At 39.5% G+C, this 17,343-nt stretch carries 14 protein-coding genes; 7 read left to right on the top strand and 7 right to left on the bottom strand.

Annotation, left to right across the window (positions count from 1 at the left end; all coding sequences use genetic code 11):
* Positions 1 to 12: 12 nt before the first annotated feature.
* Positions 13 to 468, top strand: a complete 456-nt coding sequence (locus tag Q4534_RS06110) for a DUF1801 domain-containing protein (RefSeq protein ID WP_303612283.1) — start codon at positions 13 to 15, stop codon at positions 466 to 468.
* Positions 469 to 517: 49 nt separating this feature from the next.
* Here the strand turns inward: Q4534_RS06110 and gap are convergent, their stop codons facing one another.
* Positions 518 to 1,522, bottom strand: coding sequence for a type I glyceraldehyde-3-phosphate dehydrogenase (gene gap / locus Q4534_RS06105; RefSeq protein WP_303612282.1), 1,005 nt, complete (start codon positions 1,520 to 1,522; stop codon positions 518 to 520).
* Between the two features lie 272 nt (positions 1,523 to 1,794).
* Between gap and Q4534_RS06100 the strand changes: the two genes are divergently transcribed.
* The 3 genes from Q4534_RS06100 to Q4534_RS06090 all read left to right on the top strand — a co-directional run bounded on the left by Q4534_RS06100 (position 1,795) and on the right by Q4534_RS06090 (position 4,699).
* Complete coding sequence (locus Q4534_RS06100; RefSeq protein ID WP_303612281.1) at positions 1,795 to 2,706, top strand: bile acid:sodium symporter family protein; 912 nt, start codon at positions 1,795 to 1,797, stop codon at positions 2,704 to 2,706.
* The gene (locus Q4534_RS06095; protein WP_303612280.1) at positions 2,687 to 3,706 is read left to right on the top strand and encodes a 1-acyl-sn-glycerol-3-phosphate acyltransferase; all 1,020 of its coding nucleotides are present in this window, start codon (positions 2,687 to 2,689) and stop codon (positions 3,704 to 3,706) included. The genes Q4534_RS06100 and Q4534_RS06095 overlap by 20 nt, the downstream gene beginning before the upstream one ends.
* A 357-nt stretch (positions 3,707 to 4,063) precedes the next feature.
* Positions 4,064 to 4,699 carry a carbonic anhydrase gene (locus Q4534_RS06090; RefSeq protein WP_303612279.1) on the top strand — a complete coding sequence of 212 codons (636 nt, stop codon included), beginning with the start codon at positions 4,064 to 4,066 and terminating at the stop codon, positions 4,697 to 4,699.
* Between the two features lie 280 nt (positions 4,700 to 4,979).
* Here Q4534_RS06090 and Q4534_RS06085 read toward each other — a convergent pair whose 3' ends face one another.
* Complete coding sequence (locus Q4534_RS06085; RefSeq protein ID WP_303612278.1) at positions 4,980 to 5,390, bottom strand: phosphoribosyltransferase; 411 nt, start codon at positions 5,388 to 5,390, stop codon at positions 4,980 to 4,982.
* Positions 5,391 to 5,872: 482 nt separating this feature from the next.
* Here Q4534_RS06085 and Q4534_RS06080 point away from each other — a divergent pair, with 482 nt between their 5' ends.
* From Q4534_RS06080 to Q4534_RS06070, 3 genes are all read left to right on the top strand, one after another.
* Positions 5,873 to 7,393 carry a GH3 auxin-responsive promoter family protein gene (locus tag Q4534_RS06080; protein WP_303612277.1) on the top strand — a complete coding sequence of 507 codons (1,521 nt, stop codon included), beginning with the start codon at positions 5,873 to 5,875 and terminating at the stop codon, positions 7,391 to 7,393.
* A gap of 214 nt (positions 7,394 to 7,607) precedes the next feature.
* Positions 7,608 to 8,876, top strand: a complete 1,269-nt coding sequence (locus Q4534_RS06075; protein ID WP_303612276.1) for an MFS transporter — start codon at positions 7,608 to 7,610, stop codon at positions 8,874 to 8,876.
* Positions 8,873 to 9,658 (top strand): hypothetical protein, encoded by a 786-nt coding sequence (locus Q4534_RS06070; protein ID WP_303612275.1) that lies wholly within the window; start codon positions 8,873 to 8,875, stop codon positions 9,656 to 9,658. Before Q4534_RS06075 ends, Q4534_RS06070 begins: the two co-directional genes overlap by 4 nt.
* A gap of 41 nt (positions 9,659 to 9,699) precedes the next feature.
* On the opposite strand, the gene Q4534_RS06065 is transcribed toward Q4534_RS06070, so the two are convergent.
* From Q4534_RS06065 to Q4534_RS06045, 5 genes are all read right to left on the bottom strand, one after another.
* Entirely contained in the window at positions 9,700 to 10,758 is a 1,059-nt protein-coding gene (locus tag Q4534_RS06065) for a glycoside hydrolase family 113 (RefSeq protein WP_303612274.1), read from the bottom strand.
* A complete protein-coding gene (locus tag Q4534_RS06060; RefSeq protein ID WP_303612273.1) occupies positions 10,745 to 12,223 on the bottom strand; it encodes a BCCT family transporter in 1,479 nt (492 codons plus the stop codon). The genes Q4534_RS06065 and Q4534_RS06060 overlap by 14 nt, the downstream gene beginning before the upstream one ends.
* 384 nt (positions 12,224 to 12,607) lie before the next feature.
* Entirely contained in the window at positions 12,608 to 14,194 is a 1,587-nt protein-coding gene (locus Q4534_RS06055) for a glucoamylase family protein (RefSeq protein ID WP_303612272.1), read from the bottom strand.
* Between the two features lie 35 nt (positions 14,195 to 14,229).
* Positions 14,230 to 16,194 carry a glucoamylase family protein gene (locus tag Q4534_RS06050; protein WP_303612271.1) on the bottom strand — a complete coding sequence of 655 codons (1,965 nt, stop codon included), beginning with the start codon at positions 16,192 to 16,194 and terminating at the stop codon, positions 14,230 to 14,232.
* A gap of 57 nt (positions 16,195 to 16,251) precedes the next feature.
* Positions 16,252 to 17,337 carry a LamG domain-containing protein gene (locus Q4534_RS06045; protein ID WP_303612270.1) on the bottom strand — a complete coding sequence of 362 codons (1,086 nt, stop codon included), beginning with the start codon at positions 17,335 to 17,337 and terminating at the stop codon, positions 16,252 to 16,254.
* Positions 17,338 to 17,343 lie beyond the last annotated feature (6 nt).

The raw sequence follows: 17,343 nt of genomic DNA, 5'->3' as shown, positions 1-17,343 counted from the left end.
ATACCCAATCCTATGAATAGCAAAGCCACTTCTGTCGAAAACTACCTCGAAGAAATTCCTGAAGATAGAAAAGATGCATTTTATAAATTAAGACAAACAATTCTTTCCAATCTCCCCAAAGGATTTGAAGAGACCATGAGTTATGGTATGATTGGCTATGTAGTCCCTCATTCAGCATATCCTGCAGGCTACCACTGCAACCCTACACTACCCTTGCCTTTTGTAAACATTGCCAATCAAAAAAATTACCTGGCCTTGTATCATTCCTGCATTTATGCCGACGGGGAATTGATGAGCTGGTTTAAAGAAGAGTTCCCAAAACACAGTAAGGCTAAATTAGATATGGGTAAAAGCTGTATTCGCTTCAAAAAAATGGACCAAATCCCCTATGATTTAATAGGAAAATTAATAGCTAAGGTGAGTATGCAAGAATGGATCAACACTTACGAAAAGAGCATAAAAAAATAGGATTGGAAAAACTCCAACCCTATTTTTAATTATTAAAGCCTAAGGCTTTTTATTTTTTAGCGATGTATTCCAACAAGTCAACAACTTTATTAGAATAACCCCACTCGTTGTCATACCAAGCTACCAACTTAACAAATGTATCATTCAATTGGATTCCGGCACCGGCATCGAAAATTGAAGTTCTTGCATCACCAATGAAGTCATTAGAAACTACTGCATCTTCAGTATATCCCATAATTCCTTTCAAGTCACCGTCAGCAGCTTCTTTCATTTTTGCACAAATCTCTTCATAAGTAGCACCTTTTGAAAGTTTAACTGTAAGATCTACTACAGAAACGTCAGGAGTTGGAACCCTGAAAGACATACCTGTAAGTTTTCCATTCAATTCAGGAATTACTTTACCCACAGCTTTTGCAGCTCCTGTAGAGGAAGGGATAATGTTTTGACCGGCTCCTCTTCCACCTCTCCAGTCCTTCATTGAAGGTCCATCAACAGTTTTCTGAGTAGCAGTGGTGGCATGAACAGTAGTCATAAGCCCTTCTTCAATGCCCCAGTTGTCATTCACAACTTTAGCTAAAGGTGCAAGACAGTTGGTTGTACAAGATGCATTTGAAACAAATACCATGTCAGAAGTGTAAGTACCTTCATTAACACCCATAACGATCATCGGCGTATCATCTTTTGAAGGAGCAGACATTACTACTTTTTTAGCTCCGGCATCGATATGTCCTTGCGCTTTATCCTTGGTTAAGAATAAACCTGTAGATTCTACTACATATTCTGCACCTACGTCAGACCATTTCAAATCTGCAGGATTTCTTTCAGACGTAACTCTGATGGCGTTGCCATTCACTATTAATTGGCCATCTTTAACTTCCACATCACCTTTAAATTGGCCATGTGTAGAATCATATTTTAGCATGTAGGCCATGTAATCTACATCAATCAAATCGTTGATGCCTACAATTTGAATATCTTCTCTTTCCTGTGCAGCACGGAAAACGAGTCTTCCTATCCTACCGAATCCATTGATACCTACTTTAATTTTTTCCATAATGTTGATTGTCTATTCTATGGTTTATAAGATTACTATTTTTTACTGTCCACCGCTTTGGAAATAATATGACGTTCTAGTGCTGAACAATTCAAAATTAGCCAATTGGTCTATTTGATCTTTCCTTCCGAAATTTTCAATGGTCAAATTTATAAAAATTAAATTTATCATTGAAATTTTGGTTTTGAATAGTTTCAAAAACTTATCAATTACCCGGCAAACTTATCGTTCTGAAAATTTATATTAATTTTGAACTTCACTTCAATTGCTTTATGGAAGAATTAGATCAAATGCAGATCAATTTTGGAGAGGATTCTTTATTTTTAATGAACGTTTCTCTAGCCGTTATCATGTTTGGTGTCGCCCTTGAAATTAAACTTTCGGATTTCAAATATTTATGGTCGTATCCCAAATCATTTTTACTAGGCATTACCTCCCAATTTCTGCTATTACCATTTCTGACGTGGGTTTTGATTCTGTTTATCCAACCCAGTCCCAGTGTAGCCTTGGGCATGTTTTTAGTAGCAGCCTGCCCCGGAGGCAATATTTCAAATTTCCTTACCAATTATGCGGGCGGCAACAGCGCACTCTCGGTTAGTCTTACGGCTTTCGCTACATTAAGTTCTATTGTACTCACTCCTTTTAATTTCGCATTATGGTCTGGGCTCTATTCTCCTTCTGCTCTCTTATTAAAAAGCATCAGTCTAAATTACAGCGATGTTTTTGAGACCGTAGCACTACTTCTTGGCATTCCCCTAATATTAGGGATATATGTCAACAAGAAGAAACCGTTTCTTGCTGAAAAAATTGCAAGCCTTCTCAAACCTATTAGTGTGGTAATCTTTATCAGTATTGTCATTATCGCCTTTTATAGCAATTTTGATCTTTTTATTAAAGTCATTGGATGGGTTTTCGGTTTGGTTTTGATGCATAATTTTGTAGCTCTGGGTTCAGGCTTTAGCTTGTCCAAAGTCTTCAGTTTAACCCTTGAGGACACCAAAACACTTACCATTGAAACCGGAATTCAAAACTCCGGACTGGCCCTGGTTTTGATTTTCAACTATTTTGATGGTTTAGGCGGAATGTCCATTATTGCCGGATGGTGGGGCATTTGGCATATCGTTTCAGGCCTTACCATCGCTAGCCTATGGAAAAAATACAATTATGTGGCAAAGGTTGTTTAATTCCCTACTCAAGCGGTTGGTGAAAACTGCCTTATGGTTTTATTTTTCAGAAATTGAAATCGTTGGAAATTGGAAGCCTTATAAACACAGGCCCACCCTTATTATTGCCAATCACCAAAATGCATTATTAGATGCTTTGTTGATCACAACATTCATCGACCTAAAGCCTTATTTTCTCGCAAGGGCATCTGTTTTTAAAAATCCCTTGATTGCCAAAATTTTGGCCTTCATAAGAATGGTACCTGTATATAGAATCAGAGATGGCTTCGGGACAATTTCCGGAAACAATAAAAGCTTTGCCCTTTGTCGGTCCATCTTAAAAAAGAACGGTAAAATATTGATTTTCCCTGAAGGAAATCATTCCTTAAAACGCCGGATTAGGCCTCTTAGTAAAGGTTTCACACGAATAGTTGCTGCAACTTTAGCTGATGACCCTTCCTTTGATTTGGTTATCCTTCCCATAGGTATAAGCTATCAAGCCCACCAAAAATCCGGTTCCAAGGCCTTACTGGAAATTGGAGCACCAATATCTGCTAAGGAATATTATGAAGAGGAAAGAAGATTGGTTAAGCAATCAAAAGAGGAACTAGAATCCCTAACCTTACATTTACCTGAAGAAAATTACGACAATTCCATAAAACAAATTCTCCAATCAAGTACTGACATCACCAAGTTTAGAGGAAATATGGAAACGAATCCCAAAATAAAATTAAAGCCTGCCTCCAAGTGGAAAAACCATCTATTTAAGGTCTTTCATCTTCCCCTTTGGTTGGTATGGAAATGGATAGAGCGCAAAGTAGAAGACCCTGTATTTTATGGAACGATTAAATTTTGCATAGGGCTGGTTGGCATACCACTTTATTACCTTGGAATATTTATCATGTTCTCTAAGCTCTTTTCACCCGCTATAGCATTAATTCCCATCTTTCTTTTGTTACTGGTTTTAAAAATGAATAGCAATCATTACAATATTGATGAAGAGGAATTGACAAAATATTAACCTTAGCAATATCAAAATATACCCTAGCCCTATTTCACTTCTATTCTTTTAAATCGATGAGATGGTTGTATCATTGGTTAAATGATTGGTAAGAAACTTTCCCCTTAATAAGAATGGATAAGTTTTCTTCTCGTTACTTTTTATACCTTACCGCCTAAACTTGAAATATCACCTACCAAATAGGTTTCCGTTTACTGCGAAGAAACTTATTATGGGATACATTTTAAATCTATCAAGCTATTATTGAGGCAATTGACAAATAGTTGCTTGTTCACACAAAGAATAGAATTATATTTGAGTGCTGCGGTAAGTTTTTTAAATTAATTAAGAAATTTTAGCAGACCTATTAACAACTACATGGAATATAAGCGGCTATTAAAAAACAACAAAGATTGGGTTCAAAAAAAACTGGGAAATGATCCGGAATTTTTTAAGAAGCTAACCAAGGAGCAAAAGCCTTTACATTTATTTATTGGTTGCAGTGACAGCAGGGTGACGGCCGAAGAACTGCTGGGTGCGGATGCAGGAGAAGTATTTGTGCATAGAAACATTGCCAATTTGGTACCCAATAACGACAATAATTCAGCTTCGGTTATTGAATATGCGGTAGGTCATTTGAAGGTAAAGCATATTATTGTTTGCGGCCATTATTTGTGTGGGGGCATTGCTGCTGCCCTGGAATCAAAGGACTTGGGTATATTAAATCCTTGGCTAAGAAATATAAGGGATGTTTACCGTTTACATTTTGAGGAATTAAATGCCATTACCGATGAAACCCAGAGGTACAATCGTTTGGTGGAACTGAATGTTCAAGAACAGTGCATCAATGTTGTCAAAATGGCCGTTTGGCAAAAAAGTTTTCTAGAAAACGGTGGTCCTATTATTCATGGTGTAGTTTTTGATATCAAAACAGGAAGCTTAATAGACCTGAATATAGATGTCAATAAAATATTGAAAGAAGTAAGAAATATTTATGATTTAGGGTCTAAATAATGGCCTCAGCGCCTAGCCCATTGCCGTTTAAAGACCTAAGCAGAGAACAAACGGAGCCATGATCCTTTGACAATGAAATTGCAATTAAATCCGGATTATCCAATGGTATTTCCTGAGCTTTCTCAGGAAGGTTCCAATCACAAGTGAAATAGCCTGTTTGCAGATTTTAGCAACATAGCATTGCTAAGGTGAAATCCCCTAACAACAACGAATAGGCTGATTTTAAGGCATTTTCAGCAGGTAGTAGAAGATCAATTGAATATTCGGTGTTAAATTTTCATCAAATTATTGCCCAAGGCATTTTCACTTTGGATTTCACCTTTGGAAACAATACTAAATCAGCTTCTCCGAAAAGCACAAAAGAATAGACCTCTTCTACCTTGATTTTTTCTTTAATTTGGGGAAGTTTATTGACTGAAAGTGCAATATCATCAACAATCAATATCCTGTGGTGCCCATAAAAGTCCAAGCCTAAATCTTCTTCCTCAGCATTGGACAGAGACAAAGCATGAGGTTCAAGGGATTCGGAAAAATCCATGATTTTTAGCGCAACACCTAGCTGATGGGCAATCATTAAAGCAGGTGCTTTTCCTCCTTCCGAAAGGCCCAAAACCAAATCAATTTCCGGGAAGTTAAAACTGTGTAAAGCATCACTAATTGCGCCAAACGTGATTTCTAAGGGTGTGTTCATAGTAAATTTAAAGAATAAGTTTAAAATTTAACCATTTAAAAATCAGCTGCACCCGTTCACCGGTAACTGAATAAAATTATTTCATTTTACCATCAGAACACTAAAGGAAGCAGGTTTTTAAATAAATGAAAATTGATTATTTATTTAATCGATTTGAAACAGTCCATCATTGATTTTATTAAAAAGAAATAATAGAAATAAAATACAGTTACTAAAAGCTTAAAACTAATAACGACAAACTAAAATCCAAAACAATTTGGGTGAACTGAAACTAAATATCCCGGATATTTAGTTAAAAGGTCGGACTATTAGTAAGCCTAAAAACCCAGTATTAGGTCAAAAATTCAAATTTCAATTTGTAAACATAATCATATTTTTTTAAATGACTAAATTACAATTACTTAAAGAAAATAAATTTTTAGTGGTCTAATAATTGCTTGTAAATCAAAAAAACAATTTGACTTTAAACATTAGCAGAACATATGCCGGTAATTGGTGAATTAATAAAGAAAGCAATCGAATTAGGGGGTAAACTAAGTACAGAGGACAATCCTGAAAAAGCACAGTCAAAAGTATTAAAACATCTTCTAGACACGGCGAAAGACACCTCCTTTGGTAAGTACTATGGGTTTAAAAAAATCCTTGATGCTAACGAAACTTCACAGGCATTTCAGGAGAAGGTGCCCTACCATGATTATGACAAGATTTATAAAGAATGGTGGAATAAGATCAGAGAGGGACACGAGGACATCACTTGGCCGGGTATCAATCAGTATTTTGCTGTTAGCTCAGGAACCACGAGCAATAGCAAATACATCCCCGTAACCGATGAAATGATTGACTCGATCAGAAATACCGGCATACAGCAGGTGGTCAGTTTATCCAAATATGATTTACCCCCTGATTTTTTTGAGCGACAAATTATGATGTTGGGAAGTTCTACTGCCCTGAAAAAAAACAACGGTTTTCTGGAAGGAGAAATAAGTGGGATAAGTGCCAGCCAAATCCCATTTTGGTTTCAAAGTTTTTATAAACCCGGCCCTGAAATATCAGCTATAGAAGATTGGGACGAAAGGATTGAAGAGATAGCAAAAAACGCAAAAGATTGGGATATTGGAAGTATTTCAGGCATTCCATCATGGATTGAATTAATGATGAAGCGGGTTATTGCTTACCATGGAGTTTCCTCTATTCATGAGATTTGGCCTAACCTTTCGGTATATACTCCTGGAGGTGTGGCATTTGAACCACATAGGAAAAGTTTCGAGAAAAACCTGGCGCATCCGCTGGTTTATATAGACACTTACTTGGCTTCAGAGGGGTTTTTGGCTTTTCAAAATCGACCGGGCACAGAAGCCATGGCCTTGGTTTTAGATAATGGTATTTATTTTGAATTTGTTCCTTTTGAATCGGAAAACATGGATGAAAATGGAGCTGTAAAACCTGAGGCCAAAGCATTGACCATTGGTGAAGTGGAAGAAAACAAAGACTATATACTATTGATTTCTACAGTATCCGGTGCATGGCGCTATATGATTGGAGATACCATTGCTTTTACCAATAAGGATAAGCTGGAAATCAAAATCACAGGGCGAACAAAGTTTTTCTTAAACGTAGTGGGGAGCCAATTGGGTGTGCACCAAATGGACAAAGCCATGGAAGCGGTCCAAGAGAAATTTAACCTGACCATTCCGGAATACACCGTTGCGGCTATAGAAGAAGATGGTGATTACCTCCACCGCTGGTATTTGGGCAAAGATTCAGGAACTGCAGACGAAGAAGAAGTAAAAGACTTTTTGGATGCATTTCTTCGTGACAATAATAAAAATTATAATGTTGCTAGAAATAAGGCCCTAAAAAGTATTGATGTGAAAATTGTTCCCCTTTCTACTTTTATTGCCTACAATGAAAAACAAAAGAAAAAAGGTGGCCAAGTAAAATTCCCCCGAGTAATGAAAGCCAAACCTTTTAAAAAATGGGAGGCTTTTGTCCAAAGCATTTAAACTTATATAATCTTTTGAAACCAATTGACCGATTATTTGATTATTAGACATCAGGGGCTTAAAGACGAAGTCAATTAATATCGACTTCTCCTTATCGAAATTGCATAAATCAATGGATAGCTGTCCCTTCACAAAATTATGATTTCATTGCAAAAGGGAGGGAGGTATTATAAGTCTTTGTGCTCCTATTGGTAAAGAATTTTTCTAATTAATCATGCTGATTTTTAAATCCCTTTCTTCTTCTAACTACAGGTATTTCTTTGCAGGTCAGGCCTTCTCTAACCTAGGAAATATGATGAAGCAAGTGGTGGTAGGCTGGTTGGTTTATAGTCTTACAGGCTCTGCCTTACTTTTGGGAGTGATTTCCTTTTCGAGGGAAATCTCGGCCTTCCTAATATCCATTTTTGCCGGAGTATTTGCTGACAAGTACAATAAACACAAACTCTTGATGGTTTGTCAGACAGTAATTGCTATCAATGCTTTGACCCTGGCAGTATTTACAATTACCGACAATATTACCTTTAATATCCTACTGGCTCTAGAGGTTGTTTTTGGCTTGGTCAGTGGACTGGAAATGCCATCCAGGCATGCTTTTGTCAATGATTTGGTTAAGGACAAGGCTTACCTGACCAATGCCATCGCCTTAAATTCTTCCCTTTTTAATACTGCCAGAATTGTAGGCCCTGCCCTCGCGGGAATTCTTATTCCCATTATAGGAGAAGGCTACTGTCTGCTGCTTTATGCACTTGCAAGCTTCAGCGTGGTAGGGCTCTTCACTTTTATTCAATACAAACCTTTGGCAAACAATTCCTTAAAACAAAACTTCAAAAATGCATTTTCAGAAGGTGCCGGTTTTGCTTTCAAAACCAAGCACCTTCGGTTCATCATGTTGTTTGTGGCCGCCATTACCCTTATTGGCATGTCTTATATGGTCATTTTACCTGTTTTTGCGGCAGAAATATTTAACGGAGATGCGGTCACCTTTGGATACATGACCAGTGCTGTTGGACTGGGGTCCTTGATTGGTGCATTTTTTGTAGGTACTAAAAATAACATTTTAGGTTTAGATAAGTTAATATTGATAGGAACAATACTCTTCGGCATAGGTTTGGCTGTGTTCTCCTTCAGTTCAATTTTATGGTTATCCCTATTGGCTCTTTTAGCTACGGGACTGGGCAGAGTGATCATCTTTACCGGATCCAATACTTTAATTCAATCCATTGCTCCTGAAGAAAAAAGAGGGCGGGTATTAAGTTTTTATATTATGCTGTTTATGGGATCTCTATCCTTGGGCAGTTTTGTTATCGGGTTCGTCACGGATTGGATTGGGGCTCCGGCAACGCTTGAATTGGGGAGTTTAGGCGTTATCCTTTTGGGGGCCTATTACGCAAAAAGTCTTCCCTTGCTCAGAAAAAGGACTTATAGGGCCATAAAAAAATCTGAATTTCAGCTAAGCTTACAACAAAACCCAAATTCAAAATGAAAGCATTACCACTAATACTCACCAATACGATCTCTTTTATTTTCACCTTATTTATCAATTACCTGGGAGGCTCCGGAGATTATTTTGGTAATTCAGTAGGTGACATCAGCGATGATTTCACCACCTTCATAACCCCGGCAGGCTATGCATTTTCCATTTGGGGCTTAATTTATTTGGCCTTAATTGCCTACCTCATTTATCAATGGATAGGTTATTTTAAAAAACAAAACCAAACCTCTTTATTGCCATCTGGTATTTGGTTTATCGTAGCCAATTTAAGCAATGCGCTTTGGATTTATGTGTGGGTCAATGAACAAATCCTCCTTTCTGTGTTGGTAATCCTAGTATTACTCTTCTCATTGATTCAACTGGTGATTAGACTAAGACTAGAAACCTATGATGCACCTTTGAAAACCATCTTTTTCGTATGGTGGCCCATTTGCCTCTATATTGGCTGGGTCATTTTGGCTACGGTTTTGACCCTTTCTGTGGGGGTTAAAAACACAGGAATATTGGAGGGTATCTGGACAGAAACAGGCTGGGCAGCTTTGGTACTTATCGTGGCCACTTCTATCTATGGCTTGTTAACCTATTATAGAAATATGAGAGAAGCGGCATTGGTAGGTGCTTGGGGCATAACAGCAATTGCTGTCAAGCAATGGGAATTGAATGATACGCTCAGTATTATAGCCCTAGCTTTGGTGGCTGTTCTAGTGCTTATCATTGCCATTCATGGCTTCATCAATCGAAAAACATCAATTCCTGCAAAAATAAAAAGTTAAACGCATGAGTTACTCTGCTTCATTTAATACGAATTTCGGGTTTAACCATCAGTAGGTTTTGGGTCGAAGAAATACCTTTTCATTATTTTTTCGGCCATTTTATTTTGGGGAGTGAAATCAGGTTCACGTCCCCTAGGTTCAGGATACCATTTCCAGAAATACACCCCTTGCATCCATGGTTTATCCCAAACTGCTTCAAAGAATGCCTCATAGCATAAGGCTTGGACTTCCTCTGAGAGGGTAGCTTTTCGCCTTTCACTGGGCCAAACCCATGGAGAATGTGCAGCATCTTCTGTATTGCAATAGCCTATTTCAGTGAATATCACCGGCTTTTGGTAGGTGATATTTGTTTGCTCTATTTCAGGGATTACTTTTTCCCAGCCTTTAATTAATTGGGATAAATCAGGAGCATTTTGGTGGTCGACCAAAGGGAAATAGGCTTGAATGCCTATATAATCCAAAGCATCCCAAAAATTCACCTTTTGGTATTCGGTAAAATTCGCTGCATAGGTTAGCTTTCCGGTGTACACCTCGCGTATGGCATGAATAATCTCCCGCCACTTTTTCTCTTTGTGACTGGCCTTTTCCAATTCAGTACCAATGCATAAAATAGGGATGCCTTGCTTTTCAGCTATTCGAGCGTAATAAAGAATAAAGTCTTTATAATTGTCAAACCACAAGTTCCAGTCTTGCTCATTGCTCATGGCTATTTCTCCCGGCCAAGAACCACGAACCCAAATATGAGGTTTCAAAATATCGGTAATTCCCAAAGCTTTGGCCGTGTCAGAAGTAGACAACAGTCCATTGCTACTTTCTCCCCACCAGGTTTTGTTGCGGTGTTTTTCCCAATTCAAGTCAGGTTCAGAAACAGACTTCTGCCAACCAAATGGTGTTTGAGAGAGATGGCTCACACCCAATTCCTTTAGGGATTGTAATTCCCCTCCTGTAAGTGGATTTCTGGTACCTACCCAACAAACGCCTTTGTGCTTTTCGCCTTCATAGGAGGCCAGTTTTTTATTGCTTTCACAAGAAAAGTTAATCGATGCAAAAATGATAAAGAACAAGGATAGAAGACCTTTATTTATGTTATAATGCATCATGATTTTTCTTTTTGACTAATATAAAAAGGAAACTTCCAATCATCAATAGGTAAACCCAACTAAAAGGAAGAGCGATAAGAATTAATAACTGGCTAACAGCCTGTAGCAACTGCTCTTTTCCTATAAATAAGGTGGCAATGGTGAAAACAGATAGGATTACCCCCCAGCCTAACAAATGCTTGTTGTTTGGTTCTCTATTTCCGTTGTCGGCAAACATTCCCAAAACATAGATGGCAGAGTCTAGGGAAGTGATAAGAAAAGTAAAGACCAAGAGGAAGGCCAATAGTTTCATTATACCACCAAAAGAAAAACTATCAAGAAATACGAAAATAGATCCATACAACGAATCAAATTGACCTTGGTAATTTTCCGGCTTTCCGATCAGCTCAAAAGCAGAGGAGCCAAAAACAGAAAACCAAAGAAATGTGCCCAAAGAAGGCACAAGAATCACCCCAAAAATAAACGCGCGGAAAGACCTTCCTTTAGAAATCCTTGCTATAAATACACCTGTAAACGGTGCCCAGGACAACCAAAAAGCCCAATAAAAAAAGGTCCAATCCATCAAAAATTCCTGAGAGACACTTTTGTCTCCATAATTCAGACTCATGGGTATAAAATCATAAATATAGGCAGCGATCGATAAGCCGAAATTATTAACAATGCCTAGGATATTCCCTGAAAATAAGGTGGCCAATAACAAGAATAAGGAAACGGAAATATTAAATCTTGAAACATTTCTAATTCCCTTACTTAGCCCAGAAAAGGCGGATAGGGTGGCAAGACTACCCAAAAACAAAACCACAAAAGCATTGTTGCCGTAGCTTATTTCAACATCCACGAACAATTGCTGAAACCCTACAAGTAGTTGCCTACTGCCCAGCCCAACAGCTCCTACCACGCCAAACAAAGTACTAATAATGGTAATCACATCCACAATGACGATCAAAACAGGCTTACGGTATCTCCCCACCAAAAGTGAAGAGCTGAGCATCAGCCTCCCCTTTCCGTAAACCAAATAACCCACCATCAATCCAAAAAGCCCATAAAAAGCCCAAGGGGTAAAACCCCAATGAAAAAAAGTATACTCCAAGGCAAATACCTCTGAAGACAAATCTGTGGCTCGGGGAGGTTTGGTAAAATAATAAACCGGTTCTTGCACGGCCCGCAACATCAACCCTGCCCCCATACCTGTACTGTACAACATGGCAATCCACGAAAACCAGCCATAGCTCACCGGCCCTTCTCCAATTTTTAATTTCCCCCATGGAGAAATGGCTATACCTAAAAGCAACAAAACCATCAATAAGCCCAATACCAGGTAATAATTGCCAAACACAGCTAATGTGGATGCAGCGGCAACTGCCAGGTTCTCCCTAATACCCAAAGGAAAAGTAAAAGCCAAAACCAAAAAAAACAGGCACAAAGAAATGGCTACTACAAAAGTTGGTTGGCGGTAAAAGTTCACGATAGAAGGTTTATATTTCTTTCAATTTAACCATAAATAAAGCGTTTTTCCAAAAAATAATTTAGGTGGAACTATAACTGCCTAAACCTCGGATATCCTTCTAACTCGTCCAGAAAAAAGTTTACCGATTATTATTCAAATACTACTTTAGGTTTACATTTCACGTAAAATAATCCCCCTTACCCTCCGCCGTGGCGGAGGGATTTGAAAGCGTTTGGAATAGCGATTACATCTTTACATTTCACTTTCTCAGCCCATTCAAATTACTCCAGGTTAGCCTTAAGAGCCCTTTGCTGCAACTCCCCCTTAATCTAAGGGGGCTAGGGGGATTTTAACGAAAATGGAATAGCTGGATTAGCGGATACGTTTTTACATTTTAATCTTTTACTCCTCAGAAACAGTAAATCCTAGCTTGTCCAAACCTTCTTGCACCTCAGGGGCAGCCATAAATAAATCCCATCCCAAACCTGTGCGGTAATTCTCTATCATGGCTACTATAGGCCCCTGATCGATGGCCAAATACCGCTGTGGATACCAATCCTTTTCCGGACTTAAGGCATCATAGAAACCATAACGTCCAAAAACCTTTTCACCGTAATTGTAATATAAATTCCTGATCACCGCCATGCTTTCCTCCGGGGTATAAGGTATGGAGGACAAGGCTGCAGTCGGCGAAATTACGCCCAAATCCGATCCCGGCTTATGGGCAGCATAACCTGTTACCGTATAACTTGCCGTTAGGCCCCAAAGGTCTTTTCCATAGCCCTTAAAGCCACCTTCATTTTCTACACACCATTGTCGGTTGATCAGACTATGGTTGCGGTTGTTTTCCCAATAGTTAGCATATTTATCTGCTAATCCTCTTGGGTCCAAACCCAAATAAGAATAATGAGACCAGAACAATGGGCCACCATACTCAGGGGATCCATTGTGTTTGAGAGGCAGTTGGTGTCCATAGGCTTCGGTATTCCCTACAATGTCACCATCCCTTGCCCAGCCTTTATGATAGACCGAAGCCGGCACAGCATGGGTTGGAGAGGATGCCGCCAACACATAGGTAATCATACATTCATCGTAGCCCTTTATGCCAAAATTCTTCTGCCACCCAAAATTAGGAGACCAGTGCCAATACAGGATATCTTGGCCGCCCTGAGTATACCATGTCCAATCCATTGCCTCCCAAAGTTCGTCTATCTTTAGAGCCAATGCTTTCTCTTGCTCATTGCCGTTTTTATAATATTCCCTTACTGCCAAAAGGCCCTGCATCAAGAAGGCAGATTCAACCAGGTCTCCCCCATCATCATCGCTACCAAAAGGCTTCACTTTACCATTTTCTCCATGGATCCAATGGGACCAGACTCCATGAAACCTGTCTGCTTTTGCCAAAAAGTCAACGATGCGCTCAAAACGTTTGAAACCTTCTTCTCTGCTCACCCAAGCTCTCTCAATTCCGGCAATCAGCCCAAAAAGGCCAAATCCTGTCCCTCCTGTGGTCACTACATTTTGGTCATTTTGGGGATAGTTTCCATCTATATGAATACGCTCCCTAGCCATTCCGGAATTGGGTTCTGCACCTTCCCAGAAATAACGAAATGTGTAATACTGCACCATGTCCAATAGTTCTTCATCTGACATGGAACGGGTGGCAACAGTAGCTTCTCCCAAACTCTCTGTATCGTCTTTTAATTGGGCTTCCACCTTATAAGAAAGTGTAAGCTCAGTTCCCAAATCATTGACAAAATCAAGGTAAATGGTATCTTTTATACTTGCTCTTTCCGTATAATCGCTGTCTTCCTTTTTAACGAAAACGGTATAAGATTCAGCTCCAAGCACAGGCTCCCATTGCAATTCTACATGCCTGGCATAGCCTTTGGCTAGGATCCTATTTGATGAGACCTCTTTTTCGGCGCAGCCTAAAACAAGCAGTCCAATCCCGAGAATAATAAAATATGCGTTGAATGTCTTCTTCATTTGATTTGTATTTTAATGGCCAGACCCTTTATATTTTAATAAGTAAAACCTAACATATCCAGGCCTTCTTTCACCTGTTCATTTTTCATAAATTGATTCCATAATAATCCACTTCTGTGGTTTTCAATCATAATAATTATTGGCCCCTGGTCTATGGCCAAGTAGCTGTCTGCAAACCAACCCTCGGTAAGGTTAAAGGCATCATAAAAGCCATATTCTCCCCATAACCTGTCACCCAAACTATAATAATAGAGTTTAAGTGCTTCCATGGAGGCCTCTGGCGTATAAGGCATGGATGAAAGTGCGGCTGTTGGAGTCACAACTCCTAAATCATTTGTTGGTGAATGGGCAGCATAGCCTGCTTGGTTATCACTGGCTGTGAGTCCCCACATTTCGGCACCATATCCAACATATCCCAAACTATTTTGCACTGCATAAGCCCTGTGAATCTTGCTGTGACTTACGTTCTGATCCCAGTAGTTTGCATATTGGTCTTGAAAAGTCCTGGGGTCTAAGCCCAAAAATGAGTAATGCGAATAAAACAGTGGGCCTCCCATCTCAGGCCCTAAAGGCAAGGTCTGATCGAAATAGGTATTCCCATTGGCTATAGCCCCGGACCTGGACCAACCTTGATGATACACTTCTGCGTCAATAGCATGGGTTGGAGAAGCTGCTGCCAAAACATATACAATCAAAGCCTCATTGTACCCTGTCACAGGCAAGTTCATGTCCCAGGCATGATTGGGGGACCAATGCCAGAACAATTTGTTTTGACCTCCTTGAGTATACCAGTCCCACTCAACTTCCTCCCACAGCTCATTGATCTGTACTATGATTTCATTTTCTTTTGTATTGTTGGGATCCAAGTATTCTTTTACCGTCAGCAATCCTTGGATTAACAATGCCGTTTCTACAAGGTCTCCACCATCGTCTTTGGGACTGAAAGGAATCACTTGTCCTGTATTTCCATTCAACCAATGAGGCCAAACTCCATGAAACCTGTCAGCTTTAGACAAAAAATCTACCACTTTTCTCCACCTTTCCACACCTTCACTTCTACTGATAAAGCCTCTTTCTACTCCAACAATAAGTGCCATCATTCCAAAGCCCGTTCCCCCTGTGGTCACAAGATCTCCTGAGGTATTTCTTTCCCTGATCATGCCACTGTGCGGATGGGCAAAATCCCAGAAATATTTAAAGGTTTGTTCCTGAATAAGTGTTAATAAGGCAGCATCATCCAAAGCCGGAAACTTATTTTCTTCCGATTTCCCGGTATAAAATTCCAAGGTAAAGGCTTCCAGAGCTTTAGATTCATCGGGTTGAGCAAGGTCTCTGATTGTAAAGGTATGCTTTTCGAAATCCCTTAATTTATTGGCACTTTTTACAAGCCAAGAGGCACCATCATCCCCTGCCTTTAATAGCAATTCCTTGGACACTCCATCTTGTGTTAATTCAAGGTGCTCCAATGTAAGGGCGGTAGGCTTTGAGAAGGTGAGTTTAAGGGAAAAGGAGACAGAAGCATTTGCCCAACGGCGATTTCCAATCCACTTGGCTCCTTGGATCTCAAAATCCATTAGGCTTGAAGCTGCTGATTTGGTGGTATAGTTTACACTGTAGCCCAAGAAAAGTCCTTCCATGGACCCGTTAAGCCTCTGCTCTATTTCTAGGACATAGGTGGTACCGGGTTTCATCAAACCAATAATCTGAATTCTTACCTCCTTATTTTCACTAAAGAAGTTAAGATTAAAATTTACGGATTGACCGGACTCTTTTTCCTTTAGCTGAATAGATTCCTCCAAATTGACCCGGTCAACTGCAGAGGAAAAATATATGGTAATGCTTTCATTGATCTCTATTCCCGAATTTTGATCGTAATCCTGACTTAAGACCAGAGAACCCGCCATTACCTTTGTTACTTGCAAAATAGGCTGTTCGACTGTTTCTTCCTGACAGGAAAAGGATAAAATGAGGAATAAAAAGCAGCATATTATTCTAGACATGGGGTAGAAAATAAAAAATGGTAGCCTATTAAATCAGGCTACCATTCAGTGTACAGCTTAATTACTTTCAGTAGAAATAATCCCTTTAATTTCTTCTTGGCTCAATACGGTATCAAAAATCCTCAGCTCATCAATCAAGCCTGAAGTAGATAAATGACCCCAGCCTGCAAACCTAGGAGCTCCGGAGCCTACTGACAATAAATCACATCCAGTCCAGTCTATACCCGGAAAACCGTTTTGACTGACTACTTCTCCATCGATATAAACTGTAACTTGATCCGGACCAATAGTAAAGGCAATATGTCTCCATTCGTTGGTGCTTGGATCAATGTCAGCAGCAGCGCCACCATCAAACCAGCTTTCACCTGTGCCTGTTCCTACATTTAATTTTATCCGCTGCATGCCTCCGGCATTTTCTCTAAACAGCCTAAAGCCTGAAGTCCTATTATTCATTGCCGTTGGATTGGCTTCGTCCGGTGGTCCCATCACCAGCAGGCCTGCCCTGTCCGGATCGGAGTTAACATTGTACCAAAAGACCGCACTAAATGAATTACTTTTCAAACCTTCGGTAGGAAATTTTAGGTAGGAATCGGTATTTCCTGCATAAGCTTTGGACACAATGCCATCAGCGAAGCTCGGAACACCAGCAATATCAGGAGTTAGAAGCTGAATCAATTCCACATAATCACCATCAAAAGGCAGGTAAAATACCTCATTGTCATAGATGGGTTGATAGGGCTCCGTTTTTTCAAAAGTAACGGACTCAGTAGCCGATTTTCCGGACATGTCTGTGGCCGTTACTTCAAGCAAATGTTGCCCATTGGTTAGTCCTTCAAAATTGTATACAGATAAAAACCTCCTATAATCAGGGAAATCATTGAAACTGGCGATTTCGCTTCCATCCATTACCAATGAGACCTCATTGATTTCAATATCATCAACTACCTCCAAGTCTATATTTATGGCGGTGACATCCTCAACAACACGAATTTGAGTTCCTTCACTTGGAAAATTAACAGTGATTTCAGGCGCCTCATTATCCGTGCCCGGTGCCACATAGTCAATATCATCAATGTATCCATCTGTACATGAACTGATGATTATTGACATCAAAACAATAAAACTTAACCTATTCTTTATCATTGGATT

Origin of the sequence: Cyclobacterium sp. 1_MG-2023 (assembly GCF_030546805.1) — a bacterium.
Taxonomy (GTDB): domain Bacteria; phylum Bacteroidota; class Bacteroidia; order Cytophagales; family Cyclobacteriaceae; genus Cyclobacterium.
The sequence above is the reverse complement of the archived record's forward strand: the minus strand, read 5'-3'. Positions and strand labels throughout refer to the sequence as shown.

Excerpts from the sequence above, each read along its gene's own strand:
- Q4534_RS06095 (WP_303612280.1), top strand. The coding sequence starts at position 2,687 with ATGTGGCAAAGGTTGTTTAATTCCCTACTCAAGCGGTTGGTGAAAACT.
- Q4534_RS06100 (WP_303612281.1), top strand. The coding sequence starts at position 1,795 with ATGGAAGAATTAGATCAAATGCAGATCAATTTTGGAGAGGATTCTTTA.
- Q4534_RS06050 (WP_303612271.1), bottom strand. The coding sequence starts at position 16,194 with ATGTCTAGAATAATATGCTGCTTTTTATTCCTCATTTTATCCTTTTCC.
- Q4534_RS06080 (WP_303612277.1), top strand. The coding sequence starts at position 5,873 with ATGCCGGTAATTGGTGAATTAATAAAGAAAGCAATCGAATTAGGGGGT.
- gap (WP_303612282.1), bottom strand. The coding sequence starts at position 1,522 with ATGGAAAAAATTAAAGTAGGTATCAATGGATTCGGTAGGATAGGAAGA.
- Q4534_RS06075 (WP_303612276.1), top strand. The coding sequence starts at position 7,608 with ATGCTGATTTTTAAATCCCTTTCTTCTTCTAACTACAGGTATTTCTTT.
- Q4534_RS06110 (WP_303612283.1), top strand. The coding sequence starts at position 13 with ATGAATAGCAAAGCCACTTCTGTCGAAAACTACCTCGAAGAAATTCCT.
- Q4534_RS06055 (WP_303612272.1), bottom strand. The coding sequence starts at position 14,194 with ATGAAGAAGACATTCAACGCATATTTTATTATTCTCGGGATTGGACTG.
- Q4534_RS06085 (WP_303612278.1), bottom strand. The coding sequence starts at position 5,390 with ATGAACACACCCTTAGAAATCACGTTTGGCGCAATTAGTGATGCTTTA.
- Q4534_RS06045 (WP_303612270.1), bottom strand. The coding sequence starts at position 17,337 with ATGATAAAGAATAGGTTAAGTTTTATTGTTTTGATGTCAATAATCATC.
- Q4534_RS06090 (WP_303612279.1), top strand. The coding sequence starts at position 4,064 with ATGGAATATAAGCGGCTATTAAAAAACAACAAAGATTGGGTTCAAAAA.
- Q4534_RS06070 (WP_303612275.1), top strand. The coding sequence starts at position 8,873 with ATGAAAGCATTACCACTAATACTCACCAATACGATCTCTTTTATTTTC.
- Q4534_RS06065 (WP_303612274.1), bottom strand. The coding sequence starts at position 10,758 with ATGATGCATTATAACATAAATAAAGGTCTTCTATCCTTGTTCTTTATC.